The 26,661-nt window shown below is 69.4% G+C and carries 22 protein-coding genes; 9 read left to right on the plus strand and 13 right to left on the minus strand.

Annotated elements, in window-relative coordinates; genetic code table 11:
* Positions 1–104: 104 nt before the first annotated feature.
* A complete protein-coding gene (locus AB0I51_RS16465) occupies positions 105–749 on the minus strand; it encodes a hypothetical protein (RefSeq protein WP_362975551.1) in 645 nt (214 codons plus the stop codon).
* Between the two features lie 126 nt (positions 750–875).
* Here AB0I51_RS16465 and AB0I51_RS16470 point away from each other — a divergent pair, with 126 nt between their 5' ends.
* From AB0I51_RS16470 to AB0I51_RS16495, 6 genes are all read left to right on the plus strand, one after another.
* Positions 876–2,087 carry a pyridoxal phosphate-dependent aminotransferase gene (locus AB0I51_RS16470; protein WP_362975553.1) on the plus strand — a complete coding sequence of 404 codons (1,212 nt, stop codon included), beginning with the start codon at positions 876–878 and terminating at the stop codon, positions 2,085–2,087.
* Positions 2,088–2,190: 103 nt separating this feature from the next.
* On the plus strand, positions 2,191–2,595 hold the full coding sequence (locus tag AB0I51_RS16475) for a hypothetical protein (protein ID WP_362975554.1): 405 nt from the start codon (positions 2,191–2,193) through the stop codon (positions 2,593–2,595).
* 162 nt (positions 2,596–2,757) lie between these two features.
* Complete coding sequence (locus tag AB0I51_RS16480) at positions 2,758–3,837, plus strand: substrate-binding domain-containing protein (protein WP_362975556.1); 1,080 nt, start codon at positions 2,758–2,760, stop codon at positions 3,835–3,837.
* Between the two features lie 13 nt (positions 3,838–3,850).
* The gene (locus tag AB0I51_RS16485; RefSeq protein WP_362975559.1) at positions 3,851–5,068 is read left to right on the plus strand and encodes a toxic anion resistance protein; all 1,218 of its coding nucleotides are present in this window, start codon (positions 3,851–3,853) and stop codon (positions 5,066–5,068) included.
* Entirely contained in the window at positions 5,065–6,603 is a 1,539-nt protein-coding gene (locus AB0I51_RS16490; RefSeq protein ID WP_362975561.1) for a VWA domain-containing protein, read from the plus strand. Before AB0I51_RS16485 ends, AB0I51_RS16490 begins: the two co-directional genes overlap by 4 nt.
* Positions 6,590–7,201 (plus strand): hypothetical protein, encoded by a 612-nt coding sequence (locus tag AB0I51_RS16495; RefSeq protein ID WP_362975563.1) that lies wholly within the window; start codon positions 6,590–6,592, stop codon positions 7,199–7,201. The genes AB0I51_RS16490 and AB0I51_RS16495 overlap by 14 nt, the downstream gene beginning before the upstream one ends.
* Here AB0I51_RS16495 and AB0I51_RS16500 read toward each other — a convergent pair.
* From AB0I51_RS16500 to AB0I51_RS16530, 7 genes are all read right to left on the minus strand, one after another.
* A complete protein-coding gene (locus tag AB0I51_RS16500; protein WP_362975565.1) occupies positions 7,189–8,343 on the minus strand; it encodes a hypothetical protein in 1,155 nt (384 codons plus the stop codon). The two genes, AB0I51_RS16495 and AB0I51_RS16500, sit on opposite strands and share 13 nt — an antisense overlap.
* Positions 8,340–9,131, minus strand: a complete 792-nt coding sequence (locus AB0I51_RS16505; protein ID WP_362975567.1) for a PP2C family serine/threonine-protein phosphatase — start codon at positions 9,129–9,131, stop codon at positions 8,340–8,342. The genes AB0I51_RS16500 and AB0I51_RS16505 overlap by 4 nt, the downstream gene beginning before the upstream one ends.
* A 3-nt stretch (positions 9,132–9,134) precedes the next feature.
* Positions 9,135–9,896 (minus strand): VWA domain-containing protein, encoded by a 762-nt coding sequence (locus AB0I51_RS16510; RefSeq protein ID WP_019072805.1) that lies wholly within the window; start codon positions 9,894–9,896, stop codon positions 9,135–9,137.
* A gap of 35 nt (positions 9,897–9,931) precedes the next feature.
* Positions 9,932–10,846, minus strand: coding sequence for a hypothetical protein (locus tag AB0I51_RS16515; RefSeq protein WP_362975569.1), 915 nt, complete (start codon positions 10,844–10,846; stop codon positions 9,932–9,934).
* A gap of 80 nt (positions 10,847–10,926) precedes the next feature.
* Positions 10,927–11,388: a hypothetical protein gene (locus AB0I51_RS16520; RefSeq protein WP_362975571.1), complete on the minus strand. Its 462-nt coding sequence runs from the start codon at positions 11,386–11,388 to the stop codon at positions 10,927–10,929.
* Positions 11,375–12,358 carry a serine/threonine-protein kinase gene (locus tag AB0I51_RS16525; protein ID WP_362975573.1) on the minus strand — a complete coding sequence of 328 codons (984 nt, stop codon included), beginning with the start codon at positions 12,356–12,358 and terminating at the stop codon, positions 11,375–11,377. The genes AB0I51_RS16520 and AB0I51_RS16525 overlap by 14 nt, the downstream gene beginning before the upstream one ends.
* Before the next feature lie 243 nt (positions 12,359–12,601).
* The gene (locus tag AB0I51_RS16530; RefSeq protein WP_362975575.1) at positions 12,602–14,425 is read right to left on the minus strand and encodes a phosphoenolpyruvate carboxykinase (GTP); all 1,824 of its coding nucleotides are present in this window, start codon (positions 14,423–14,425) and stop codon (positions 12,602–12,604) included.
* A gap of 318 nt (positions 14,426–14,743) precedes the next feature.
* Between AB0I51_RS16530 and AB0I51_RS16535 the strand changes: the two genes are divergently transcribed.
* The 3 genes from AB0I51_RS16535 (at position 14,744) to AB0I51_RS16545 (ending at position 17,780) form a co-directional block, all read left to right on the plus strand.
* Complete coding sequence (locus AB0I51_RS16535; protein ID WP_362975577.1) at positions 14,744–15,457, plus strand: hemolysin III family protein; 714 nt, start codon at positions 14,744–14,746, stop codon at positions 15,455–15,457.
* A gap of 113 nt (positions 15,458–15,570) precedes the next feature.
* Positions 15,571–17,151, plus strand: a complete 1,581-nt coding sequence (locus AB0I51_RS16540) for a DHA2 family efflux MFS transporter permease subunit (RefSeq protein ID WP_362975579.1) — start codon at positions 15,571–15,573, stop codon at positions 17,149–17,151.
* Positions 17,148–17,780 carry a TetR/AcrR family transcriptional regulator gene (locus AB0I51_RS16545; RefSeq protein ID WP_362975581.1) on the plus strand — a complete coding sequence of 211 codons (633 nt, stop codon included), beginning with the start codon at positions 17,148–17,150 and terminating at the stop codon, positions 17,778–17,780. Before AB0I51_RS16540 ends, AB0I51_RS16545 begins: the two co-directional genes overlap by 4 nt.
* A 19-nt stretch (positions 17,781–17,799) precedes the next feature.
* Here AB0I51_RS16545 and AB0I51_RS16550 read toward each other — a convergent pair whose 3' ends face one another.
* The 5 genes from AB0I51_RS16550 to AB0I51_RS16570 form a co-directional block, all read right to left on the minus strand.
* Positions 17,800–20,217, minus strand: coding sequence for a galactose oxidase early set domain-containing protein (locus AB0I51_RS16550; protein ID WP_362975583.1), 2,418 nt, complete (start codon positions 20,215–20,217; stop codon positions 17,800–17,802).
* Positions 20,214–21,404: a glycosyltransferase family 2 protein gene (locus AB0I51_RS16555; protein WP_362975585.1), complete on the minus strand. Its 1,191-nt coding sequence runs from the start codon at positions 21,402–21,404 to the stop codon at positions 20,214–20,216. The genes AB0I51_RS16550 and AB0I51_RS16555 overlap by 4 nt, the downstream gene beginning before the upstream one ends.
* Positions 21,401–23,050 (minus strand): glycosyltransferase family 39 protein, encoded by a 1,650-nt coding sequence (locus AB0I51_RS16560; RefSeq protein WP_362975587.1) that lies wholly within the window; start codon positions 23,048–23,050, stop codon positions 21,401–21,403. Before AB0I51_RS16560 ends, AB0I51_RS16555 begins: the two co-directional genes overlap by 4 nt.
* Positions 23,047–24,315 (minus strand): glycosyltransferase, encoded by a 1,269-nt coding sequence (locus AB0I51_RS16565; RefSeq protein WP_362975589.1) that lies wholly within the window; start codon positions 24,313–24,315, stop codon positions 23,047–23,049. Before AB0I51_RS16565 ends, AB0I51_RS16560 begins: the two co-directional genes overlap by 4 nt.
* Positions 24,316–24,507: 192 nt before the next feature.
* Complete coding sequence (locus AB0I51_RS16570) at positions 24,508–26,538, minus strand: thioredoxin domain-containing protein (protein WP_362975591.1); 2,031 nt, start codon at positions 26,536–26,538, stop codon at positions 24,508–24,510.
* Positions 26,539–26,661 lie beyond the last annotated feature (123 nt).

Below are 26,661 nucleotides of genomic sequence, written 5' to 3' on the forward strand. Positions count from 1 at the left end.
GTCATGTGCATTGTGATGGCGTGGATGCACGAGGGGCAAGGAACTGTTTCCGGCCGCAGGTCACGGCCGCGCGACCAACTCGGCCGCGCGGCTCGGTAGATGACCTACTTGGGATGCCTGGTTGCTCCGCGGCCGTGACCGGCGTTGCCGCGCGCGGGGGTGCCCGTGGTGGCGGTCACGGAGGGCGCGGCCGAAGTGGCGGCCGGAGCGGTGGTCGCGGACCCCGCGGTCGTGGGGGTGGCCGCGGCGGAGGCCGAGGGCCGCGCGGACACCGGCGAACCGGCGGCGGGTGCACCGGTCGCGGAACCCCCGGGCGAACCGGTGGCGGACTCCCCCGCCGTCGACGCCCCGGCCGTCGAACCCGTCGTGGCACTCGCGCGGTCGCCCTCGCCCGGCGATCCGTCCGAGGAGGTGCCGGAGACGGCGAAGCCGACGACGAGGGTGGCGACGGACACGGCCCCCAGGGCACCGACGGCGACCACGACCCGGCGCGACCGGCGGGCCCCCCGCCTCCGCAGCTCGGCCCGGCCCACGACCGCACCCGCGCCCTCGACGCCAACGGCGCCGTCGTCCCGTACCGGCGGCAGTTCGCGGGTCTCGTCGTACGCGTTCTGCCAGCCGTGGGCGGCCGCCGGATCGACGTAGCCGTCGTAGGACGGAACCTCCGCGTCGACGTGCGGGAGGTACACGTTCGGCGGAGCGTCGGACTCGCCGAACGCGCCGTTCTCGTCGTGGATCGGGCTGGACATGGCGGCAGAGTGTAGGGACTGGACCTGCGTCGGAGACAGCTACCGGCGATAACAGCCCAAACCGATGCGTCTCACGTGGTGGAAAACACGGCCCGCACCGCGTTACCGGGCCGTAAGCTCACGGACATGCAGGTGATCCAGTCGACCAAGCTCTCCAACGTCTGTTACGAGATCCGGGGCCCGGTTCTCGAAGAGGCGATGCGTCTGGAAGCGGCCGGCCACCGCATCCTGAAACTCAACACGGGCAACCCGGCGGCCTTCGGGTTCGAGTGCCCGCCCGAGATCCTGGAGGACATCCTCCGGAACGTGTCGTCGGCCCACGGCTACGGCGACGCGAAGGGCCTGCTGGCCGCCCGCCGCGCGGTCGTGATGCACAACCAGACCCTCGGCATCGAGACGGACGTCGAGCACGTCTTCGTCGGCAACGGCGTCTCCGAGCTGATCGTCATGGCGATGCAGGGCCTCCTCGACGACGGCGACGAGGTCCTCGTACCGTCCCCGGACTACCCGCTGTGGACCGCCGCCGTCTCGCTCTCCGGCGGCACCGCCGTCCACTACCGCTGCGACGAGCAGTCCGACTGGATGCCCGACCTCGCCGACGTGGAGCGGAAGATCACCGACCGCACCAAGGCGCTCGTCGTCATCAACCCGAACAACCCGACGGGCGCCGTCTACGACGAGGCGATGCTGCGCGGGCTGACCGACATCGCCCGGCGCCACAACCTCCTCGTCTGCTCCGACGAGATCTACGACAAGATCCTCTACGACGGCGCCACGCACACCGCGACCGCGAAGATCGCCCCGGACCTGCTGACGCTCACGTTCAACGGGATGTCGAAGGCGTACCGCGTGGCCGGCTACCGCGTCGGGTGGATGTCGATCTCGGGGCCGCGCGCCCACGCCGAGTCGTACATCGAGGGTCTGACGATCCTGGCCAACATGCGGCTCTGCGCCAACATGCCCGGCCAGCACGGGGTCGTCGCCGCGCTCAGCGGGCGCCAGACCATCAACGACCTGGTGCTTCCGGGCGGCCGGCTCAAGGAGCAGCGGGATGTCGCGTACGACCTGTTGACCCAGATCCCGGGTGTGACCTGCGTGAAGCCGAAGGGCGCGCTGTATCTGTTCCCGCGGCTCGATCCGCAGGTCTTCAAGGTCAAGGACGACCGGCAGATGGTGCTCGACCTGCTGCGCCGCGAGAAGATCATGGTCGTCCACGGCACCGGCTTCAACTGGTCCGAGCCCGACCACTTCCGGGTCGTGACGCTGCCGACGGTCGGGGATCTGCGGGACGCGGTGACCCGGATCGGGAACTTCCTGGACGGGTACAGCCAGCCGTAAACCTCGTGGACCTGGTTTCTTCCGGCCACTTTTTTCGGCCAACACAACTTTAGACGCAATCTAAGCTAGGATGGTTTCCTGTCTGAGCACAGGAGACCATGCCATGTACGAACCGATCCGCACGAAGTCGGTCCACAGCACGGTGGCCCGCACTCCGTCCGACTTTCCTCACCGGTCGCGCGAGGAGGAGCTGGACATTCAGCTGGCGGGGCATCTCGCTGCGCTGCTCGCGGTGACCGACGAATTGCGGGCGCTTGCGCCTTCCGCCGAGTTGGATGTCGCCGCCGAGCGGCTTGCCGGGCAGTTGACGCGGTTGCGGGGGGCCTCGCCGAGCCGGGCGGGTGTGGCTGCGGACACGTCTTCCACGTCCCGTCTTGATGCCCTGCATCAGCGGGCGCATGCGTTGGCCGGGCGGGCGTTGGTCGTTGCGGCGTCCCGGGCGGATACGGCTGCGGCGATTCTGTCTGCCGAGCGGATGGATGCGCATGCGGTGACAGCGGTCGCCTGATCGCCGCAGGGGTTCTGCCGTCTTGCGAGTGACGCTCGGTCGCGGCTGGTCGCACAGTTCCCCGCGCCCCTAAAACAGGCGTGTTGATCCGGGACCCGTCCGACACCTTCCGTTCATCCCTTTCCTCGGGGAATGTTGGGTTCCGCGAGCACGCTGCCCCTCGTGAGACGTATCGCGGGAATCGTCCTCGCGGTGTTGCTGATCGGCGGAGTGGTGGCAGCCGTCGTAGCGGGCCGGGACAACGGGGACAAGGGCACGGCAACGAAGACCGTGCGTGGAGTGATCGGTTCGGAGAAGGCGGACTTCTTCGCCGATCCCGATGTGGTGAAGGCCCTCGCCGCCAAGGGCTTCACCGTGAAGACGGAGACCTCCGGGTCCTGGGCCATGGAGGGGCTCGACCTCAAGGGGTACGACTTCGCCTTCCCCTCCAGCCAGGCGCCGGCCGACGCGCTCGCCGCCAAGTACAAGGTGCGGCAGCCCCTGCCACGGCCCTTCTACTCGCCGCTCGTCGTCGTGGCCCATCGCAGCGCCGCCCAGGTCCTCGCGGACAACGGGCTCGCCACGCTGGACAGGAGCCGGGACCGCGGCACGCTGAAGATGGCCGCCTATCTGGACGCGGCCAAGGCCGACCGGACCTGGCAGCAGCTCAAGGGGGCTGAAGAGCACGGGGAGTTGACCGGCACCCTCTACATCGCGACCACCGATCCGGAGACCTCGAACTCCGGAGCCCTGTACCTCGCCGCGGCCTCCTACGTCGCCAACGGCGGGCGGGTGGCGGCCAGTGGCGCCGATGTCGGTCGCACCGCGCCCCTGATGCGCAAACTGATCAGTGTGCAGGGCGCCCAACAGTCCAGCTCGGACGCGCCGTTCAGGGACTTCATCAGTGGCGCCGGCAATCCGCTGGTCCTGGTGTACGAGTCGCAGGTGGCCTCGCTGCTCCTCGAAAAGCAACCGGTCGGCGACCTCGTCGTCCTCTACCCGGACACCACGGCCAACAGCGACCACACCGTCGTTCCGCTCACAGCGGAGGGCCGTGAACTCGGTCAACTCCTCGGCAGCGACCCGACGTTGCGGAAGCTCGCCGTACGGCACGGGTTCCGGCCGCAGGGTGACACCGCCGAGTTCGTCGCGGCCACCGCCGCCCACTCCAGCTATCTCAACCAGACGCTGACCGGTGTCCGGCAAGCGCCCGTGCCCACCTCCGCGGTGCTGCACGACATGGCGCGCCGGGCGCGCGGTTGACCGGGGGGACGACATGAGCAGCAGTTTCAACACCAGCCAGAACAGCAGTGAGCACACTCTCAGCGGCGACGACGTCTTCACTCTCACTCCGCCGGAGGCCGTGAAGCCCGTCCCGAAGGAGAAGGCCGGCGGGCTCGTCCCGGTCGACGACAGTGTGCGTACGGACATGGAGCGCAAGGCCAGTGCCTATGTGGAAGGGCTCGCCGCACTGGACGCCCGGTCGCCCGAGTTCGCGGGCAAGGTCGGTGAGATCACCGCGCTCGGCGCCGGGGAGATGCGCGGCGCGACCGCGCAGTCCAACCGGATGCTGGAGCGGACGGTGCGCAGTCTGCCGTCGAAGGGCGGGGACGCCCAGTCGCAGGTGGCGGGCTCGCTCGTCGAACTCCGGCGGGTCGTGGAGGACTTGGATCCCCGTGACCTGCCCGCCTCCAAGGGGCGGAAGTTCCTGTCGCGGCTGCCCGGCGGCAACAAGCTGCGCGACCATGTCGCCAAATACGCCTCCGCGCAGGGCACGTTGAACAGGATCGTGGGTTCGCTGCGCGGCGGGCAGGACGAACTCCGGCGCGACAACGCGGCGTTGCAGACCGAGCGGGTCCGTCTCTGGGAGACCATGGGCAAGCTGCAGGAGTACGTGGTCCTCACCCAGGCCCTCGATTCGGCCGTCGAGCAGCACATCGCCGGCGTCGAGTCCGCCGACCCCGGCCAGGCCGACACGCTGCGCGCGGACGTGCTCTTCCCGGTCCGGCAGAAGCACCAGGACCTGCTGACCCAGCTCGCGGTGTGCGCACAGGGCTACTTGGCGATGGACGTCGTACGGCGCAACAACGACGAGCTGATCAAGGGCGTGGACCGGGCGGCGACCACGACCGTCTCGGCGCTCCGTATCTCGGTCATGCTCGCCTCCGCGCTCGAAAATCAGCGCAAGGTCGTCGACCAGGTCAACGCCCTGCGCGGCACCACCGAGGACCTGATCCGGGGCAACGCGGAGATGCTCGCCACGCAGAGCGGCGAGATCCAGCGCATCGCGGCCGACCCTGCGGTGGGCGCGGAGACACTGCGCACCGCCTTCCAGCAGATCTACCGCACGCTCGACGCCATCGACACCTACAAGGTCCGGGCGACCGAGGTGATGGCGGCGACGGTGGAGTCCCTGACGTCCGAACTCCGGGACGCCGGCTCGTACTTGGAGCGCAGCCGGTCGCAGAGCGCGCTGGAAGGGGGTCTCGGATGAGACGCCTTCTCGCCCTCGCACTCGGTACGGTCGCCCTACTGACCGCGTGCACTTCACAGTCCAAGCAGCCGGCGACCGACGACAACGCCCCCGAACCCGGCACCCTCCGTGTCCTCGCCTCCAGCGAACTCAGCGACATGACACCGGTGTTCGACCGGGTCCGCAAGGACACCGGCATCACGATCCGTCCCACCTACATGGGCACCCTGGACGCGGTGGACCTGCTGGCCAGGGGCAAGGTCGACGGGCAGTACGACGCGCTGTGGCTGTCGTCGAACGACTATCTGCGGCTACGGCCCGACGCGGCGAAGAAGGTCGTCTCGGAGACGTCGGTCATGTCGAGCCCGGTCGCGATCGGGGTGAAGACGGCCACCGTCACGGCACTGGGCTGGCAGCCGGACGCCGTCACCTGGTCGCAGATCGAACAGGCCGTCCAGGACGGCAGGTTGACCTACGGCATGACGGACCCGGCGCGCTCCAACTCCGGCTTCTCCACACTCGTCTCGGTGGCCTCCGCGCTCTCCGGCGCCCAGGCGGCGCTCACGGACACGGACGTCGCCAGGGCGACTCCCCGGCTGAAGGAGTTCTTCAAGGGGCAGAAGCTGACGTCGGGTTCGTCGGGCTGGCTCGCGCAGGCCTACCGACGCCGGGGGAACGTCGACGCGTTGCTCAACTACGAGTCCGTCCTCAAGAGCATCCCGGGCCTGACCGTGATCCGCCCGAGCGACGGGGTCGTCACCGCCGACTACCCGCTGACCTCGCTCGCCTCGACGAACGCCACGACCCGCGAGAACGTCCGCCGGGTGACGACCGACCTGCGCACGGACGCCCTGCAGAAGCTGATCACCACCCGCACGCACCGCCGCCCGGTCGTCACCTCCGTACCTCCCGCGTCCGGCCTGGACACCGGCCGGCGGCGTGAACTCCCGTTCCCCGGCAGCCGGTCCGTCGCCGACGGGCTCCTCGACTCGTACGAGAACAAGCTGCGCCGGCCCTCGCGGACCGTGTACGTCCTGGACACCTCGGGGTCGATGGCGGGCGAGCGGCTGTCCCGGCTGAAGAAGGCCCTCACCGATCTGACCGGCGACTTCCGGCAGCGCGAGGAGGTCACGCTGATGCCGTTCGGGTCGGCCGTGAAGAGCGTGAGGACTCATGTGGTGAGTCCGGGTGATCCGCAGGCCGGTCTGAACGCGATCCGCAAGGACACCAAGGCGCTCGGCGCCGACGGGAGCACCGCGATCTACACCTCGCTGGAGAAGGCGTACGAGCATCTCGGCACCGGCGGCGACACGTTCACGTCGATCGTGCTGATGACGGACGGCGAGAACACCACCGGGGCGAAGGCCAAGGAGTTCGACGGGTTCTACCGTCAACTGACCGGCGCGCAGCGGGAGATCCCCGTCTTCCCCATCCTCTTCGGCGATTCGGACCAGGCGGAGCTCCAGCACATCGCCGACCTGACCGGCGGCCGTCTCTTCGACGCCCGGAAGGGCTCGCTGGACGGCGCCTTCGAGGAGATCCGTGGCTACCAGTAGGTTCATCGGCTACTTGGAGTCCCACAAGAACGTCACCGGCAGCGCCTGCGGGCTCGTAGGCCTGGTGCTGACGTTCACGGGGGTGGCGGGGCCGTACTGGCCGGTCGTGGTCGTGGGGCTGTACGGCGCGGGTGCGCTGATCGCGCCGCCGGAACGGCCGCCGCTGCCCGACTTCCCGGATCCGTCGGCCCAACTGGCGCGGCTGCGCGACGACTTCGAGAAGCTGGGCAGCTATCTCACCGCGATCGAGCTGCCGCCCGCCGCGGCCGGCCGGCTCACCGAGCTGAACCAACTCCTCGCCGGGCTGCTCGATCCGCAGGTCACCCACGATCTGGCGCAGGATCCGGAGGGCGTGCACATCCTGTCGCGGGCGATCCGGCAGGACGTACCGGAGGCGGTCGACACGTTCGTGCGGACGCGGTGGTGGACGCGGCTGGCACCGGGTACCGAACCGCCGGAACGCCATCTGGAACGGCAGTTGACGGTGCTTCAGGAGGAGGCGCGGGGGCTGGCGGCGAACCTGCGTGAGGCGGAGGCGCGGCGGCAGGAGGCGCACACGCGGTATCTGGAGGACCGGGGGCGTTCTCAGAGCAGTTGAAGGATCACGACGAGCAGGACGAGCACGAGCAGCACACCGCCCACCACCTTCAGCGGGCCGGAGCCGGAAGTCGGTGCGGCCGGGGGTGGCACGGTCACCGGCTGTCGTACCGGCGGATTGAACACGTCGTGTCCTGTCACCGCGGCGCGGGTGCACCACGGGCAGGTCGGGAGGTGGGAGCCGTAGGTGTGCAGGGGGCGGGCCGGGCAGGCCCGGACGCGGGAGCGTTCCTGGTCGAGGGCGCGCAGCCAGACCTCGGGGGTGGGGCGGGCGGCGGGAGCGTGGACGCCCGGGCCGAAGGCCGTGTGGGCCAGGGCGAGGAGGCCGGGCGGCAGGACCGAGGGGTCGACGGTGCCGCGCGGGATGACGACCGCCTCGGGGCGGACGACGTAGGAGACGCTGGCGGCGATGTTGTCCTTGACCGTCGACTCGGAGGTGCTGTCGTGCGGGACGCCGCCGAAGGGGTGGTTGCCGGCCGTGAGGAGCTGGTAAATCAGCACCGCCAGCGCGAAGTTGTCGCTCTCCGGGGTGGCCGCCGCGCCCGACTGGCGTTCGGGTGAGGAGTAGTCGGTGGTGTGCATCAGGCACGGGAAGTGCTCGCCGCTGACCGGGTCGGTGAAGGCGATGGAGTCGCAGTCGAGGAAGGTGACGAAGCCGTTGGCGTCGACGACGACGTTGCTCGACGAGAAGTCGCCGATGACGAGGCCGTCGTAGTGCATGCGGGCCGTCATGAAGGCGAGGTTCCACGAGACGCCCAGCAGGAAGCGCCAGTCCGCACGGTCCGGGAAGAGCCGCAGGCGTTGGGCGCGGGTGAACAGGCCGACCAGCTGGACGTGTTGGGGTTCGCCGAAGCGGCGCATGGCGTAGCCGAGGAAGGTGTCGTCGGGACTTCGGACGATGGCGGTGGGCCAGGCGAGTTCGGGGGGCTGGTTGGCGTCGGTGGGGCGGGCCGCGAGGGGTGACATGGTCAGCATGCGGGCCAGGCGGCGCTCCAGGTCCGGGCCCGGGCGGTCCCGGTAGAGCTTGACGACGATGGTGTCGTCGCCCTCGACGGGGAAGACTGCCGCCTGGCCGCCGCCCTTGAGGGGGAGTTCGGCGAGGGTGACGGGCTTGCCGTCCAGGTGGACGGTGCGGCCGGTCACGGGGTCACCGCGCGCACGGCCCGCAGCAGGGTCTTGTCGTCGCCGTTGAGACTGGTCAGCCGGTCGGAGCGGAGGAGCGCGGCGATGTTCTCGTGCGCGCTGTCGGTCACCGGCCCCGGGGTGTCCAGGGAGCGCAGCACGGCGTCCACGAAAGACGTGTTGGGCTCCGGCGGCCCGCCGCCGGGGGTGGAGAGCGCTGCCTGCGCCAGGCCGTCGGTGGACAGCAGCACCCCGTCGACGCGCAGGTCCGCCACGCAGTCGGTGTGCAGTCGGCGGGGTGCGTCGGGCGAGGTGAGGAAGACGGTCTCGTTGCTGTACTCGCTGACGGCGGGCGGCTGTGGGAGGAGGTGGAACTGCCGTTGCCCGTCCTCGGTTCCGGCGCGTACGACGACGAAGCCGTCACCGACGCTGAGGTGGCCGAGCCAGCCGGGGGTGAGGACGACGACGGTGAGTGTCGTGGCGTAGTCGGGGGCGGCGGCGCCATAGGTGTCCAGGAAGATCTTCGCCACGTCGTGGAAGGCGTCGGCGAGCAGGTCGTGGACCTCGGTGCCCGGCGGGCAGCCGGATGCGGCGGCGGCCCGGCGCCGGAAGTGCTCGGCGGCCAGCTCGACGGCGTGCAGGGCCCCTTGGTCGGAGTGCGGGCGGCTGCCCGCGCCGTCCGCGACGGCCAGCACGGTCGCCTGCGCGGACGCCACATAGGTGCAGGCGTCCTGGCAGGGGGTGCCGGTGCGGCGGTGGCGGTAGCCCTCGACGCTGAGGCCGTGGATGCGCCAGGGCGACGCGGCCACCGCTCAGCTCTCCCAGGCCGGGCGCTGGGTCTTGAACTGGCTGAAGATCTTCTCGAAGACCTCGTCGCCGGCGCCCTTCTGCTCGGCGTTGGCGCTCGCCGACATCATCTGGAGCAGCTCGCGGAACGGGAAGCCCTGGATGCGGGCGTTGAACTTCGGCGCGAACGCCTGGAGCACCTGCTCGCCGCGGTCGGTGATGCCGCCGACACCGATCGCGTAGAGCCGGAAGCGGCGCGCCTGTTGCTCCTCGGCGAGGACGGGCAGCAGCCGGTGCCAGGAGTCGGTCATGTGGCCGGTGCCGTCGGTGGGGAGGCCGTCGGTGACCAGGCAGATCTGCGGGCGGTAGTACTGGAGTCCGGAGGCGCGCAGCTCCGCCTTGCGGGCCGCGACGACCTGCATGGCCAGCTCCAGCGCCTCCGTCATCAGCGTCACGCCGGACGCGGTGAAGCGGGGGGCCTGGAAGGCGTGGGCGGGCACGAAGGGGCTCATCGGGGTGCGCGGGTCCAGGAGTTGGGGTCCGCGCCAGGCGCCGACGCCCCGGCCGCCGAAGGTGATTACGGCGACCTCGACGCTGTAGCTGAGGGAGACGTCGTCGTGGAGTTCGCGGGTCCAGTCGGCGAGCGCGTCGTTGAGGGTCTGGATCGGCGCTCCCGCCATGGAACTCGACGTGTCGAGGCACAGCACCAGCGGCAGCCGTTGCGCGTTGTTCTCGAACTCGATGTCGGCGTACTCCGCCGGCAGCGTGGGCGGGTATTCGCTGTGCATGGCTTCTCCTGGTCGGCCGGGCGGTAGTACGGGGATCACGAGCTGCCGCGCGCGTGGTGCCGGGCGGCGGGCGGGAAGGCGTACAGGACGTCGGAGTCGGGTTCGCGGGCGTCGGTGACCTCGACGTGCGCGCCGGGCTCGGGCGGGGTGCGGTCCGGTTCGGCCCACACCGCCCGGTAGAGGACGTGGTCGAGTTCGACGTAGCCCTGCGGGTGAAGTGCCGTACGGACGACGGCCGTTCGGGACGGGCCGGGGCGGGTTCCGACCCGGCGGCCGGGGGACGGGGGCGGTGCGGGGGCGGGCGGGACGGGGCGGAGTCTGGTGGTGGTCTCCGCGGGTTCCGGGTCTGCGTCCGCCGCGGGCGCGGCCGTGGCCGGGGCCGGGGCGCGGGAGCGGCGGACGGCGTGGAAGAGGCCGAGGAGCAGGAGGAGGAGTACGGCGGTCAGGGCGAGGAGCAGGACCTGTGTGCGGTCCGTGGACTTGTGGCCGCCGAGTTCGGCGACGCCCACTTTCTTGTCGATCAGTTGTCCTCCGGTCAGGGAGGACTTCTTGAGCGCCTTGCACAAGTCACTCTCACAGGCGGGGAGTTCACCCAGTGTCGTGTCGTCCAGCCGGTCGATCCGGGCGTCCCGGTCGACGAGTGCGTGGCCGGCCAGGACGATCAGCGCGGTGCCGCCCTGGCCTGTGTGGACGTCGGCCGGTACCTGTACCCGAAGGTTCTTGAGGTCCCGTCGGACGGTGGTCCGGTCGACCTTCTGCCCGGCGTCGACGGCCAGGGGCCTGTTCAGCGTGACCGTGACCTCGGCCCCGTCGTCGAGCGCGTCCTGCCAACAGCCCAGTCGCGTCGGAAAGTTCTTGCCGCAGTCCGCGCCGGCGGCAGCCGCCGGCCCCGCCGGAATCACCGCGATCACCATGCCGAACAGTAAGGCGGTGAACAACGTACGTCTCATGACGACCCCCCGTTGGCGCCCATAGTGGAGGCAACAGGGCCGTGGCCGAAAGGGGTTGACTGAGAATGCTCAATTCATTTCTACAGCTGGAAAACCTGATGGCAGCGGGTGAACATCTGTCGCGCCCGTTCCACCCAATCACTGGCCAGGACATCGAAGTCGGCCTGTGAGATCCGGCAGGTCAGCGGGAGGTCGCAGACTCCGGCGAGGCAGGGTCTGGGTCCGCGTACGTCCCACACCGACAGCATGGGATTCAGCTGTTCGGTGTTCCACGCGTTGGACGCGGCGGCGGCGATCGCCAATTGATCCTTGCGCAGAGAATGACCGTCGGTGACAAAAGCGACGAGAAGTCTTTTCGTGGTCATGAAACGCACGGTGAGCGTGCGCCCCGATCCCTCTAGATCGAATTGCAGGGAGAGGGAATCGACCTCGCTCTCGACGTGGTAATTCCGGCGGGCGCCCCAAGTGTGCGTCAACTGCCGCCAGGACGAGGCGATGTCGTAGTCCCGGCCGGGCGGGATCGAGGCCTCAGGCGTCGCCACGGACCACCGCCCGCGTGACCATGTCGTCGGTGAGGCCCGCGTCCAGCAGGGCCTGCGCGTGCAGCAGCAGACACGACGGCACCGGCAGGCTGGTGCCGCCCCCGCGCCGGGCCGCCAGCTCGCTGCGGCGGACCTCGATCGTGCGGGCCACGGCGGGCGGCGGCCAGACCGCCGCACGCGGCGGTGACAGCAGCTCGCCGAGGAGGACGTCCAGTCGGGGCCGGTCCGCGGGCCGCTTGGCCAGACACCGGGCCAGCAGCGGCCGTAGCCCCGCCGGTACGCCGTCCAGGTCGGGTTCGCGGTGCACCACCCGCAGGCTCACCGCCTCCCCCGCGCCGAACGGCGGGCGGCCGGTCAGCGCGTACACAAGGACACCGCCGAGGGAGAACACGTCGGTGGGCGGGCCGAGCGGAGCCGCCGTCATCTGCTCCGGTGACATGAACGGCGGGGTGCCCACGACGATTCCGGCCTGGGTGAGGCTCGGGGCGCCCTCGACGCGGGAGATGCCGAAGTCGATGACGCGGGGGCCGTCCGAGGCCAGCAGCACATTGGCCGGTTTGAGGTCGCGGTGGACCAGGTTGGCCGCGTGGATCGCCTGGAGGGCCTCGACGAGGAACGCGCCGAGCCTGCGGACCTGGGCCTCGGGCAGCGGCCCGTCGGCGCGGACGGCCTCGGCGAGGGAGGGCCCGGGCACGTACATCGTTGCCAGCCAGGGGAGTTCGGCCTCGGTGTCCGCATCCACCACGGCGGCCGTGTAGGCGCCGCCGACGAGGCGGGCGGCGGCGACCTCGCGGGCGAAGCGCTCACGGAACTCCCGCTCGGCGGCCAGTTCGGGCCGTACGACCTTCACCGCCACCTCGCGGCCGGCCGGGGAACGGCCGAGATACACCCATCCCATACCGCCGGAGCCGAGCCGCCCGGCGATCCGGTACGGCCCCACGCTCAGCGGATCGCTGACCGGAGTGCGCACCCCGCTCACCTCACTTCGGGGTTCGTTGCAGGTTGTCCCGAGTGTCCCCCGAAATGCCGTTCTGGGCAGAGGTGATGGAAGAAATAGAGGCCAACGGGTAAGGGCCCGCACGCCGTTGTGCGGGCCCTCACCCGTTGTGCAGTCACCGCGGCCGGCCGTGACGATCTGCTGGTCAGGGCACTCCCCAACTGCCTTGAGGACGTGGGGGACCCCCACGGACCGGCCGCGGAGTCCTACGAGGGACTAGCCCAGGCGCTGCACCAGCGCGCGGTACTCGTCCCACAGTTCCTTCGGGGTGTGGTCGCCGAAGGTGTTGAGGTGGTCGGGGACCAGGGCCGCCTCCTCGCGCCACACGTCCTTGTCGACGGTGAGCAGGAAGTCCAGGTCGGCCTCGGAGAGGTCGAGACCCTTGGTGTCGAGGGCACCCTTGGCCGGCAGCACGCCGATCGGGGTCTCGACACCCTCGGCGCGCCCGTCGAGGCGGTCGACGATCCACTTCAGGACACGGCTGTTCTCGCCGAAGCCCGGCCACACGAACTTGCCCGCGTCGTTCTTGCGGAACCAGTTCACGTAGTAGATCTTCGGGAGCTTCGCCTGGTCCCTGCCCTTGGCCACATCGATCCAGTGGCCCATGTAGTCACCCATGTTGTAGCCGCAGAACGGCAGCATGGCGAAGGGGTCGCGGCGCAGTTCGCCGACCTTGCCCTCGGCGGCGGCGGTCTTCTCGGAGGCCACGTTGGCGCCGAGGAAGACGCCGTGGTTCCAGTCGAAGGACTCCGTCACCAGCGGTACGGCGGTGGCGCGCCGGCCGCCGAAGAGAATCGCCGAGATCGGCACACCCTTGGGGTCCTCCCACTCGGGCGCGATGATCGGGCACTGCGAAGCGGGCACGGTGAAGCGGGCGTTGGGGTGCGCGGCGGGAACGTCCGAGTCGGGCGTCCAGTCGTTGCCCTTCCAGTCCGTGAGGTGGGCCGGAGTCTCCTCCGTCATGCCCTCCCACCAGATGTCGTTGTCGTCGGTCAGCGCCACGTTGGTGAAGACGGAGTTGCCCCACAGCGTCTTCATCGCGTTGGCGTTGGTGTGCTCACCGGTGCCGGGCGCGACGCCGAAGAAACCGGCCTCGGGGTTGATCGCGTAGAGCCGGCCGTCCTCGCCGAACCGCATCCAGGCGATGTCGTCACCGATGGTCTCGACGGTCCAGCCGGAGACGGTGGGCTCCAGCATCGCGAGGTTGGTCTTGCCGCAGGCGCTCGGGAAGGCGGCGGCCACGTACTTCGACTCGCCCTGCGGCGGGGTGAGTTTGAGGATCAGCATGTGCTCGGCGAGCCAGCCCTCGTCCCGCGCCATCACGGAGGCGATGCGCAGGGCGTAGCACTTCTTGCCGAGCAGCGCGTTGCCGCCGTAGCCGGAGCCGTAGGACCAGATCTCGCGGCTCTCGGGGAAGTGCGAGATGTACTTGGTGGAGTTGCACGGCCACGGCACGTCCGCCTCACCCTCGGCCAGCGGCGCTCCGAGCGTGTGCACAGCACGCACGAAGAAGCCGTCGGTTCCGAGTTCGTCGAGGACGGGCTGTCCCATGCGGGTCATGGTGCGCATGGAGACGGCGACGTAGGCGGAGTCGGTGATCTCGACGCCGATCGCGGAGAGGTCCGAGCCGAGGGGGCCCATGCAGAACGGGACGACGTACATCGTCCGGCCCTTCATGGAGCCGCGGAAGATGCCCTTTTCTCCCGCGAAGATCTCCCGCATCTCGGCGGGCGCCTTCCAGTGGTTGGTCGGTCCCGCGTCCGCTTCCTTCTCGGAGCAGATGAACGTCCTGTCCTCGACCCGGGCGACATCGGTCGGGTCGGAGGCGGCGTAGTAGGAGTTGGGGCGCTTGATCGGGTCGAGCTTCTTGAAGGTGCCCTTTCGGACGAGCTCCTCGCTGAGCCGCTCGTACTCCGCTTCGGATCCGTCACACCAGACCACGCTGTCCGGCTGGGTCAGTTCTGCGATCTCGTTCACCCACGAGACCAGTTCTTTGTGCTGGGTGGGGATGACGGGGGGAGCCGCGATGTCGCGCGCCACGATTGCTCCTATGGTGAGGGATTTTGTCCTTGTTGCCCCGTGGGGGCCGCGACCCGGATGCTTCACGATGGTCGATCTTGGCGCTCATCCGGTGCCGACCGCACTCATTTGATCATCCGACTCGTCCGCCCATCTGTCCAGAGGGCCTCACAGACGAGCGACGTGAGGATCGCCACGTATCGAGATGTTTTCCGTGCGTCACCGTCGCTTCACCCCGGGTACCCGCACGTCGGCCGGCCATGAGAGAGTGGCCACTTCCAGTCCCTCATCTCGCCGCATTGACACGTAACTTACGGTTCCGTAGGTACGATTGAGGGCATGACAGCGTCCGTCCCCGACGCGCCCACGGACAGGCCGATCGCCGGCCAAGCTCCCTCCGCGCTCTCCCTCCCCGAACATGTGAAGCCGAAGCTGCGCGGCTGGCTGCACCTCGGCATGTTCCCGGCCGTTCTTGTCGCCGGCCTGGTGCTCACCGCTCTCGCCGACTCGACCCGGGGCCGTATCGCCTGCGGGATCTTCGCCCTGACGGCCTGCCTGCTCTTCGGGGTCAGCGCGCTGTACCACCGGGGCAACTGGAGCCCGCGCATGGACGGCATCCTGCGCAGACTCGATCACGCCAACATCTTCCTGATCATCGCCGGCACCTACACACCCCTGACGATGCTGCTGCTCCCGGGCGCCAAGGGCCAGTGGCTGCTGTGGGGCATCTGGGGCGCGGCGCTGGCCGGCATCGCCTTCCGGGTCTTCTGGGTCGGCGCCCCGCGCTGGCTGTACACCCCCTGCTACATCGCGATGGGCTGGGCGGCCGTCTTCTTCCTGCCCGACTTCATGCGCACCGGCGGCATCGCCGTCCTGGTCCTGGTCGTCGTCGGCGGGCTGCTCTACAGCGCGGGCGGTGTCATCTACGGCATCAAGCGCCCGAACCCGTCACCGCGCTGGTTCGGCTTCCACGAGGTCTTCCACTCCCTGACGGTGGCGGCCTTCCTCGTGCACTACGTGGGGATCTCCCTGGTGGCGTACCAGCACGGGTAGCACCCGGGACACCCGCTCTTCATGGCCACGGCTTTCGAGCCGTGGCCATTTTTCATGCGCTGACAGTTGGCCCCCATTGACATCAACCACCTTTTGACAGCTACTCTCATTTCATGGCTACTGTCACTGTCTCGCAGAACAACGAAGTGCGACGCGACCCGCGTCGCTGGTGGGCCCTCGGGGCCCTGGTCGCGAGCATGCTCACGCTCGGCTTCGACACGACGATCCTCAACGTCGCCCTGCCCACGATGGCCGGCGACCTCGGCGCCACCACCGGCCAGCAGCAGTGGATGGCGGACTCCTACGTCATCGTCTTCGCGGCCCTGATGCTCCCCGCCGGACTCCTCGGCGACCGCTTCGGACGGCGCCGGATGCTGATCGTCGGGCTCGGCATCTTCCTCGCCGGCTCGGTGGCCGGCTCCCTCGCGGGCGACGTCAACTGGGTCATCGCCGCCCGCACGGTGATGGGCGTCGGCGCGGCCCTGGTCACCCCCCTCGCCCTGTCCGTGCTGCCCTCGCTCTTCGGCCCCGACGAGCGCACCAAGGCCGTCGGCATCATCTCCGCGGCCTCCTCGCTCGGACTGCCGCTCGGCCCGATCATCGGCGGCTGGCTGCTCAACCACTTCTGGTGGGGCTCGGTCTTCCTGGTCAACATCCCGATGGCCGCGATCGGCATCGCCGCCTGCGTCTTCCTGCTCCCCGAGACCAGCGATCCCGCCTCCCCCAAGGTCGACATCCTCTCCACCGCGTTCACCGCGGCCGGCCTCGGCGCCCTCATCTACGCGATCATCGAGGCGCCCAGCCGCGGTTGGAGCGACCCGCTGATCGTGGGCATGCTCCTCGGCGCCGCCATCCTGATCGCCGCCCTGGTGCTGCGCGAGCGGCGCATGGAACGGCCCATGCTCGACATGGAACTGCTCGCCCACCGCGGCTTCCTCTTCAACACCATGGCCGCGACCCTGGTGATGTTCGTCCTGTCCGGCCTGCTCTTCGTGCTCCCGCAGTACCTCCAGGCGGTCCTCGGCAACGACGCGCTGGGCACCGGCGTCCGCCTGCTGCCCATGATGGGCGGCCTGATCGTCGCGGCCCGCGCCGCACAACCGGTCGTCGCCAAGTTCGGTTCCCGTGCCGTGATCACCGCGGGCCTGGTGGTCCTCGCCTTCGCGGCGGTCCTCGGCAGCCGTACGACGGTCGACTCCGGCTACGGCTTCACCGCGCTGTGGCTGTCCATCACCGGCTTCGGCTTCGGCTTCTCGATCGTCCCCGCGATGGACGGCGCCCTCGGCGCGCTGCCCCGCGACCGGGCCGGCAGCGGTTCCGGGCTCCTGATGACCATGCGCCAGGTGGGCGCCGCGATCGGCATCGCGCTGCTCGGCAGCCTGCTCGCGAGCACCTTCCGGGACCGCCTCGACGTCACCGGCCTGCCCGCGAAGGCGGCAGACACGGCCGGGGAATCCGTGGTCGCGGCCCACATCGTCGGCCGGAAGACGGGCTCGGCAGACCTCATCGCCTCCGCGAACAGCGCCTACGTCCACGGCATGGGCCTGGTCCTGCTGGTGTGCGGCGCCGCGGCCCTCGTCACCGCCCTGCTGGCGGCGGCGTTCCTGCCGAACACTCCGGCCGCACCCGCGGCGAAGGAGGAGGAAGACCCCGCCACGGCCGTGGCCGTCGCCCCGGCAGATGCCGGACAATGAACACCATGACGGCCGCACCCTCCCCCTTCAGCCCCGCCGACCGCCCTCAACTGGGCCTCCGCGAGCGCAAGAAGATCAAGACCCGCGAAGCGATCCGCACCGCGACGTACGCGCTCGTCAAGGAGCAGGGCTACGACGCGACCACGATCGAGCAGATCGCCGAGCGCGCCGAGGTGTCACCGTCGACCGTCTTCCGCTACTTCCCGACCAAGGAAGACATCGTCATCACGGACGAGTTCGACCCGATCATCATGGACGAGCTGCGGGCCCGCCCGGCCGACGAACCGTGGATGGTCACCCTCCGCTACGTGATACAGAAGGCCGTCAAGTACGGCATGGAAGTGGACGAGGAGACCTCCCGCCTCCGCACCCACCTCATGGTCCAGGTCCCGGCGGTGCGCTCCCGCATGATGGAGAGCATGTCGGTCACCGGCGACATGCTCTGCCGGGCCATCTCCGAGCGCACCGGCCGGGACCCGGAGAGCCTGGAGGTCCGCGTCTACGCCATGTCCCTCGTCGGCGGCCTGATGGAGACGTCCCTGTACTGGGCGGAGAACGGCCACCGGGACGATTTCAAGGACCTGGTGGACCGCACGCTGGATGTGCTGGAGCACGGGCTCACTGAGTGAGCCCGTGCTCGGGCGGCAACTACCCCTTCTTCTTCACGGTCTTCATGTCACCCTTCCCGCAAGCCACCCCGTCCCCGTTCGGGTCGAGCCGCAGCGGGTCGTCCTTGCCGTTGACCTTCAGGCGGCCGTAGGAATTCTGCTGAAGCCACGAACAGCGGGCCGCTGTCGTCCTCTTGACCTCGGCCGGGAAGACCGTGGGTACGCAGACGTTGATCGTGCCGTAGTGGCGGTCACAGCCGGAGATGGTCACGGAGACCTTCTGCGAGGTCCGCTTCCTGCCGGGCTCGGTGACCTTGCCGGTCAGGGAGTCGGCGAAGGAGTGGACGTGGGCCGAGGCCGTGTCCGTCGTCAGGGCCGAAGGGCCTCGCAGGTGGACCCACTTGGCGACGGACGGAACACCGTTGGCGTCGACCGCGAAGAGCATGTACCAGCCGGGCGGCGCCAGATTGGGGTTGCTCGTCACGTTCAGGTCGACCGTGTTGCCGTTCACCGAGAGTGGCAGGTCCACGAACCGCTGGTTCGGGTCCGAGGAGTGCGTGACCGCGGCCGGGCGGATCAACTCCGCCTTGGCGATGGGCCGGTCGACGGTGATCGTCTGGGTGTCGCCGTACTCCCACTCGTTGTCGATCACCGAAGTGATCGTCGGCCGCGTGCCCTTGAGGAGATACGGCGGGGTGTAGATCGACACGTTGTGGTTCCAGGTGCCGTTGCCCGGGTTGTCGCCGGTCGACATCACCCGGCCGTCCGGCAGCAGGAACGACGAGGAGTGGTAGCCGCGGGCCTCGGGATCTGCGGCCACCGGATCGAACGTCGTCGTCGCCGGGTCGAAGATCGACGCCTCGTACACCGGGTTGGCCCGGTTGTGCAGCGCGCCGCCCGTCTCCAGCACCGTGCCGTCCGGCAGCAGTACGGCGGACACGTACATCTTGCCCTGCACGCCCGTCTCGGCCACCGGACCGTTCCCCAGGTCGACCGTCCCCTGCGGGATTTGGGGGCCGACCGTGTAGGTCGGGTTGGCCGCCTTGAGGTCGATGATGTCGGTCAGCCGGTTGGCGTCCGGGTTGGAGTCGATGTTGCCGCCGCCGATGGTGAGGACCTTCTGGTCCTGCGCCGGGGGCAGCAACACGCTTGCGGACTGGTCGCGTTGGTCCTTGTTCTGCAGCCCCGAGACCGAAGTGATCGTGTTGGCGCCGTAGTCGTAGATCGCGCTGCCCGTCCCCGGGATGTTGTTCCCGAAGACATGGCTGCCCGTGTAGAAGAGCCGGCCGTCCTGCATCAGGACCATCGACGGGTACAGACCCCAGTACGACCAGGTCTGGTTGACCTGCGACAACGGCAGCCACTTCTGCTGCGCGTCCGACCAGTACTCGGCCGTCACCGACCCCGTCGAGTCCTCGCGCAGCCCGCCGAAGGAGATGACGTCACCGTTGCCGAGTTCGGTCGCCGACGGGTACCAGTGGCCGTCGTTGAGGTCGTTGGTCCTGCTGTACGTCTCCGTGACCGGGTCGAAGATGTACGAGTCCTTGTAGCCCTCGTACCCGTGCGAACCGTCCGCCGCCGGGAACGCCTTGTTGCCGCTCAGCACCAGCACCCGGCCGTCCTGCAGCTGGATGTGCCCCGAGCAGAACATGTCCTTCGGCGTCGGGATCACCTTGTACGTCCCCGCGACCGGGTCGTACACCGCGCTCGTGAACGTCCCCGCGTCGAACTGCTCCTCGCTGTTGCCGGAACCCGCGATCAGCAGCACCTTGCCGTTGTTGAGCACGACGGAGTGCATCGAGCGGACGGGATTCTGCGTCGGGAGGACGTCCCAACGCCCGTTCGCGCACTGCTCCGCCGTCGCCGTACAGGTCGCGGGCGGGAGCGTGTCGGGGACCTGGTCCATCGTGTAGTCGTCGGTGGTCGCGGACCCGGTGCCGTAGACCGAGACGCCCCAGGTGATCCGGTCGGTACCGGCCGGGACCTCCGGCGTACGGACCGTGGCCTGGGTCCAACTTCCCTGCATCTCGAGGGTCTTGAGGTCGGTCCAGTACTGCCAGCCGGCCGTGGTGTCATGCCGGAAGAGGGTGATGTTCGCGTCCGGCGTGGTCGTCCTGTACCAGAGCCCGAGGTCGTACTGCTTGCCCGCCGTCACCACCGGCGCGCAGGTCGTGGACTCGGTGATCAGCGCCTTCCGGTCCCCGTCGACCCGTCGCGTCACGGTGACCTTCATGGCCTTGGAGCCGGAGTGCGCGTCCGAAGTCGTAGCGAAGTCGAAGTCGTTGTCGCCCCAGCCGGACTTCTCCCAGCAGTACGGCATCCCGTCGCTGCCCGCCGTCTCGAAGCCCGGGTTGAGGACGAGGTTCGCGGCCTCGGCGGACTGCGGCGAGGCCAGCAGCAGTCCGGCGGTCAGCGTTCCCACCCCCAGGAACGCGGTTCTTCTGCGGTACTTGTTCACGCGCCTCTCCTTGCCTGCGTACGACTCCCTTTGCGACGCGGGAGATAGACCAGTGCTTCGGTGCCGACGAAGCGCAGGACGAACGTGGTGGCCAGCGCGAGCGCGGTCGCCGACACGGCGCTCATCCCGAAGCGGTGCACGAACAGGGCGATCAGCGGGATGCGCAGCACCAGGTCGACGTTGGCGAGCAGCGCGAACCGGCCCGCCCGGTCCCACCAGTTGCGGTGCATCCGGCGATCGCGGAACAGGAGGTGCTCGATGAGCAGGAAGTTCCAGGCCACGCCGAGCTGGTTGGCGAGGATCTCGGCGGGGACGTAGTGCATGCCCGTCCTGGTGAGCGCCCACAGGGCGACCAGGTTCGGGAGGAAGCCGGTGGCGCCGATCAGGCCGAAGACCAGCATGCGCGCGACCGGTGAGGCGGTGCGCAGGCCGAGCAGATGGCGCAGGAAGCGAAAGCCTTCCCGCGCGGTCGACTTGGACTCGCCGGCGAAGCGGTCCTGGAAGACGAACGGCACCTCGGTGACCGTGTGCGGGCGGCTGCGGACGGCGAGTTCGAGCAGGATCTTGTAGCCGAGCGGCTTGAGCGCCTCCGCCGTCACCACGCTGCGGCGGATCGCGAAGAAGCCGCTCATCGGATCGCTGATGCCCCGCAGTCCGCGCGGGAAGAGGCCCTTGGTCAGCCAGGTCGCCCCGCGGGAAACGGCGATGCGATAGCCGCCGGCCAGTCCCTCGCGGCTGCCGCCCTTGATGTACCGGGAGGCGACGACGAGCCCGGCGTGCGCCCGCTCGCCCGTACCCACCAACTCCGGTACCAGGGACGGCGGATGCTGGAGATCACCGTCCATGACGACGATCCAGTCCGACGACGCCCTCCTCATCCCCTCGACGACCGCGCCCCCGAGCCCGCCGGCCGGCTCCTCCCGGTGCAGCACGGTCACCGGGAACGGGCAGTCCCGCGCGGCCTCGGAGATCACCTCGGGGGTGTCGTCGGTGGAGTCGTCGACGAAGACGACCTCGCAGGGCAGCCGGGTGGGCACGGACTCGGTGATCCGGCGCAGCAACTCCCGTACGTTTCCGGACTCGTTGAAGGTCGGTACGACGATAGTGACGGCGCCGGGCTCGGCCATTTCCGCCGCGTGTACCGCGGTCTCGCCCAACTCCCCTGGGACAGTGGACTCTTGGCTCATCGCTGGGCTCCCACGGTCTCGGACCGGACCTGCCGGATCTCGATGCGGTCGTCGCCGGTGCCGAAGGTGGCGACCGGTGTGGAGTGCTCGATCGCCGCCTTGACGTTGGGCAGGTCGACCGCGTCGCGCCGTACCGTCGGAGAGGCCACCACGTAGTCGATGTCCCGCCAGCCGTGCGGCAGCGTCCTGGTGACGGCGGGGTCGAGGTCGGCCTTGTAGAACCAGATGACCCCGAGCCCGGGCCGGTACCCGGCGTGCACCAGGTCCAGCCAGAGCGCGTCGTCGACGAGGACCCGGGTGTCCTTCGGGTCCTTCACCCCGGTGGACAGCCACCGGGAGGCCGCCCGGTAGGGGGCGTTGGCATCCGCGGTCACCGCGGTGCGCACACCGTCGTACCAGTGCGGTACGACATAGGCGCCGGCGGCGAGCGCCAGCACGGCCGCGAGCGCGTACCGGCCGCCGGTGACGTACCGCCTCTCCCCCTCGCGCCGCCGTCTGCGCAGCACCGCGTGGGCGACCGAGGCGGTGCCCCCGGCGAGGACCAGGGCGAGGAAGGGCAGCGCGCCGATGACGTACATGGCGGGCAGATAGCCGTTCGGGCGCAGGGCGACCGCGGCGAGGATCGCCACGGCCAGGGCCGGTCCGGCGAGCGAGCGGGCGGTGACCGACCAGCGCCAGGTGAGCAGCAGGAGCAGCGCTCCGGCGAGGCCGCCCAGGGGCAGGACACGGTCGTAGTAGAGCCAGGAATGGAGGACGCCGTAGGAGCCCGTGCCCCGGTCGAGTATGAAGCCCGAACCGGGCCTGGTCATCTGGTACTTCAGGCCGTCCCAGAGGGAGACATGGCCGCTGCCGGGCAGCAACTCGCCCTTGAGCAGGGCGAAGAGAGGGTACGCGCAGCCGATCAGGACGCAGGCCGTGACGGCGCCGGTGAGCGCGAACTTCCTGGTGTCGCGGTGTCCGTGCCGCCACATGGTGACCACCAGCGCGGGGAGGACGATCACCATCGTCTCCTTGGTGAGGACCGAGGCCGCGGCCGCCAGACCCGCCCCGAAGTGGTGCCAGAGATGGCGGCTCGGTGACGCGGCCAGGCAGAACGCGAGCAGCATCCACATCACGGCGATGTTGTCGAGGAAGATCTCCCGTTGGAGGATCACGGACAGCGGGGAGAGTCCGAAGAGCAGCATGGCGAGTCCGCCGGCCCAGCGGGGCAGGGACAGGCGGCGGGCGAGGACGTAGACGAGGACCGTGCTGATCGCGCTGATCACCAGCATCGTGAGGCGCATGGTGCCGACGGTCATCGAGTCGGGGCTGAAGTGCGCGGGGATCCAGGTGAGCAGGGCGATCTGGATCCAGCCGAGCGGCGGATGGTCGTACCAGTAGGTGTAGTGGGCAAGGCCGGTGCCCTGCTGGACGGCCCATGCCTGGGCGAGGTAGGTGCCCTCGTCGTCGCTGAGCGTCGGGTAGTCGGCGATGTTCCAGCCCTGCACGACCAGGATCGCGGTGAGGAGCAGGCCGCAGAGGAGGAGGTCGGGGCGGGAGGAACGCAGCCTTGAAGGTGGCATCGTTCGACCTGTCGAACCGGTTTCAGGCGCAGGCTGCCGCTGTGCGGGGACCGTGGTGGTCGCCGCGGGAAGGGTGGAGGTCACGCAGGAACGTCCTCTCGGATCACTGCGGGTTCGGTGAGGTGCGCGCCGACATGGGAGGTCAACTCCCAGTCGTTTCGGCCACGTTGCTCACGCCACACTGCGCGGATCGCGGCTCCGGCCAGGAGGACCTGGTAGAAGGGGCCGCCCACGACGAGCTTCAGATAGTGGACGGCGCGGACGCGGAGTCCGTACTGTTTGCCGAAGTCGTGCAGTCCGACGACCTCGAAGACGAAGGTGACCGCGGCGGTGACCAGCGGCAGGAAGGTCAGGAAGGCGATGCCGACCGGCACGTCCAGGAAGAGCGCGACCGCCGCGTTGAGCGGGATGATCACCCCGGAGAAGGCTTGCAGGAAGGGTGTCATCAGCGTGTAGCGGGCCAGCAACCGCTGCCCGAATCCCGGGAGTTGCTTCCAGTCCTTCTTCCGGTAGACCTGAAGGAAGCCCTGGTTCCAGCGGGTTCGCTGCTTCAGCAGCGACATCAGCGAGCCGGGGGTCTCCTCCCGGGTCACCATGTCTGAGTCGTAGGCGACGACGACCTTCTTGCCGACACTGGACAGCCGGACGCCCAGGTCGCAGTCCTCGGCAAGGCAGTCGGGGTCCCAGCCGTCGGCTTCCCTGAGCACGTCCGTCCGCACGAAGACGGTGTTGCCGCCCAGCGGGATGAACCCCTTCTGCGCGTGCAGATGCAGCCGGGACCGGAACCAGAAGAAGTACTCCAGGCAGTTGCGCAGGCTGTACCAGCTGGAGTGGAAGTTGATCAGCTGGACCCCGCCCTGCACGACGTCCGCGCCGGTGGTGCGGAACGCGTGGTCGACATGGGCCAGCAGCTCCGGATGGACCTGGTCCTCGGCGTCGAAGACCCCGACGACATCGCCGCGGCAGTGCGGCAGCGCCGTGTTCATGGCCTTCGGTTTGTTCTTCCTCTCGTGCGTGTCGACGACGACCCGCACGCGCGGGTCGCGCTCGGCGGCACTGTCGGCCACCGCCGCGGTCTCGGGGTCGTCGTGCCCCACGATCACGATGATCTCGAAGTCGGTGTGCGTGGACTCCAGCAGCCGCTGGATGGTGTGGTCCAGCACGGCCTGCTCGTGCCGGGCCGGCAGCAGCAGCGAGAACGAGACGTGCTCGTCCCCGTCCGGGCTGCTGAAGCGGGTGGAGGCGAGCACTTCGGGCGTACGCCACGCGTGCATCTGCCACCACAGAGTGAAGGCCGCCATCCAGAACAGGGCAAGCGAAACAGCAGCGATGAAAACAGACGTCAGCACAGCAGATCCCCCCAGATCCCAATCCCCCTGGCACGACGGGGAGTTACATCCGTCGCGTCACGGGGCCGAGACTATGGGCGGTCTGTGAAGTGGACAGGTGATTTCAGTGAAGAGCGTGTTTCCTCACAATGCAGCCCGCAGATGAGCATTTCTCTCACTGGTCGCGTTTGAGATGGTTACGACTCTGCCGTTTCACCTGCTCAGCGCGGTGCGCAACTGCTCGGGATCGGTCGTCGGCGCGTCACAGGTGAAGTTACGGCAGACATACGCGGCCGGTTCACCACCCACCAGCGGCCGGTCGGCGAGCAACGGCAGCTCATCACTCTCCGCGACCCCGAAGGCGACCACCGCACCGGGCGCCGTACCCAGAAGTGCCGTACGGTGCAAGGCTTTTGCGGCTTCGTCGGAGAGCGAGGGCCCTACGACGGCGACCTCGCGCGGCCCGTCGAGATACGCCTCGGCGACCGCGAGCCCCCACCCGATGAACCGCGGCACGCGTGGACCAAGCGCCTTCACGACCCCCAACGCCCGCTCGGCGGCGCTGCGATGGGGCTCGGCGCCGGTCTGGGCCGCATAGCCCAGCAGGGCGCCCGCCGCGGCGGTCCAGCCGGACGGGGTGGCGTTGTCGGTCGGATCCTGCGGCCGGCGGATGAGCCGCTCGGCGTCGGCGGCGGTGTCGTAGAGCGCCCCCGACTCGTCCACGAACCCGGCGAGCACATGGTCCAGCAGGAACCCGGCGAACTCCAGCCACACCCCCTCCCCGGTGACCGACGCCAGCGCGAGGAAGCCCTCCGCGACATCGGCATAGTCCTCCAACACCCCCGCGTTCGCGCCGACTTGACCGTCCTTGCTGGTGCGGGCGAGTTTGGCGTGCTCGTCGAGATGCAGCCGTACGAGGAGATCGGCGGCAAGGACGGCGGCCTCGACCAGGTCGGGCCGGTCGAAGTAGGCACCGGTCTCGGCGAGCGCGGCGATCGCGAGCCCGTTCCAGGCGGCGACCACCTTGTCGTCACGGCCCGGAGCGGGACGCTCCGCACGGGCGGCCAGCAGCCGACTCCTGACCGACTCGATCCTCCCGGCATCGAACACGCCCTCGTTCTGCGGAAGTTGGAGAACGGACTGCCCCTCCTCGAAGGTCCCCTCGTCCGTCACACCGAAGTACTGGGCGGCCAGCTCCGCGTCCTCCCCGCCGAGCACCTCAGTGAGCTGCGCGGGCGTCCAGACGTAATAGGCACCCTCGACGTGCCGGCCGGTCCCGTCGTCGCTGTCGGCGTCGAGTGCGGAGGCGAACCCGCCCTCGTTGGTTCGCAGTTCACGCACCATGAAGTCGGCGGTCTCCACGGCGACCCGACGCGCCAGCTCGGACCCGGTGCTGCGCCACAGGTGGGCGTAGACCCGGCAGAGCAGGGCGTTGTCGTAGAGCATCTTCTCGAAGTGCGGAACCACCCACTCGCGGTCGACGGAGTACCGCGCGAACCCGCCCCCGAGCTGGTCGTAGATACCACCGCGCGCCATCCGCTCACAGGTGTCCTGCGCCATCTCCAGCGCGCCTTCGGAACCGGTGCGGGCATGGTGCCGCAGCAGGAACTCGATCGCCATGGACGGCGGGAACTTGGGCGCACCGCCGAATCCCCCGCGCTGCGGGTCGTACTCACGGGTGAGCCCCAGCAGCGCCTGGGCCAGCTCCTCCTTGCCGGGGGCCTCGGTGCCGCCGTAGTCGATCTCCCGCCGGGCCAGATCCCTCGTGATCTTCCCGGCGACCTCGGCGACCTCGTCCCGCCGGTCGGCCCAGGCGCTGCGCACCCCTTCGAGGACCTGCCGGAAGGAGGGCATGCCGTGGCGGGGGGAGGGCGGGAAGTAGGTGCCGAAGTAGAAGGGTTCGGCGTCCGGGGTGAGGAACACGGTCATCGGCCAGCCGCCCTGGCCGGTGGCCGCCTGTACGGCCTCCATGTAGACGGCGTCGACGTCGGGGCGTTCCTCACGGTCGACCTTGACGCTGACGAAGTGCTCGTTGAGGTAGTCGGCGGTGGGCTGATCCTCGAAGGATTCGTGGGCCATGACGTGACACCAGTGGCAGCTGCTGTATCCGACGCTCAGCAGGACAGGTTTGTTCGCCCTCCTGGCCTCGTCGAATGCCGCTTCCGACCAGGGCCACCAGTCAACGGGGTTGTCGGCGTGCTGGAGCAGATAGGGGGAGGTCTCATGGGCCAGTCGGTTCGGCATGGACCCATCGTGCCCGACGGGCGGCACAGGTCGTAGAACGGCCCGCAGCTTCCGCGCAGCGAACGGGTGATCGTCGCCCTCTCGCGCTCTGGCCTCCCCCGAAGGACACTCATAGGCCAGGGA

The sequence above is a fragment of the Streptomyces sp. NPDC050549 genome, from assembly GCF_040655035.1.
Taxonomy (GTDB): Bacteria; Actinomycetota; Actinomycetes; order Streptomycetales; family Streptomycetaceae; genus Streptomyces.

What these genes read in the sequence shown, in the direction of transcription:
- AB0I51_RS16465 (WP_362975551.1), bottom strand. Translation starts at nt 749, where the DNA reads ATGTCCAGCCCGATCCACGACGAGAACGGCGCGTTCGGCGAGTCCGAC.
- AB0I51_RS16470 (WP_362975553.1), top strand. Translation starts at nt 876, where the DNA reads ATGCAGGTGATCCAGTCGACCAAGCTCTCCAACGTCTGTTACGAGATC.
- AB0I51_RS16475 (WP_362975554.1), top strand. Translation starts at nt 2,191, where the DNA reads ATGTACGAACCGATCCGCACGAAGTCGGTCCACAGCACGGTGGCCCGC.
- AB0I51_RS16485 (WP_362975559.1), top strand. Translation starts at nt 3,851, where the DNA reads ATGAGCAGCAGTTTCAACACCAGCCAGAACAGCAGTGAGCACACTCTC.
- AB0I51_RS16490 (WP_362975561.1), top strand. Translation starts at nt 5,065, where the DNA reads ATGAGACGCCTTCTCGCCCTCGCACTCGGTACGGTCGCCCTACTGACC.
- AB0I51_RS16510 (WP_019072805.1), bottom strand. Translation starts at nt 9,896, where the DNA reads ATGCACAGCGAATACCCGCCCACGCTGCCGGCGGAGTACGCCGACATC.
- AB0I51_RS16515 (WP_362975569.1), bottom strand. Translation starts at nt 10,846, where the DNA reads ATGAGACGTACGTTGTTCACCGCCTTACTGTTCGGCATGGTGATCGCG.
- AB0I51_RS16535 (WP_362975577.1), top strand. Translation starts at nt 14,744, where the DNA reads ATGACAGCGTCCGTCCCCGACGCGCCCACGGACAGGCCGATCGCCGGC.
- AB0I51_RS16540 (WP_362975579.1), top strand. Translation starts at nt 15,571, where the DNA reads ATGGCTACTGTCACTGTCTCGCAGAACAACGAAGTGCGACGCGACCCG.
- AB0I51_RS16545 (WP_362975581.1), top strand. Translation starts at nt 17,148, where the DNA reads ATGAACACCATGACGGCCGCACCCTCCCCCTTCAGCCCCGCCGACCGC.
- AB0I51_RS16555 (WP_362975585.1), bottom strand. Translation starts at nt 21,404, where the DNA reads ATGAGCCAAGAGTCCACTGTCCCAGGGGAGTTGGGCGAGACCGCGGTA.
- AB0I51_RS16570 (WP_362975591.1), bottom strand. Translation starts at nt 26,538, where the DNA reads ATGCCGAACCGACTGGCCCATGAGACCTCCCCCTATCTGCTCCAGCAC.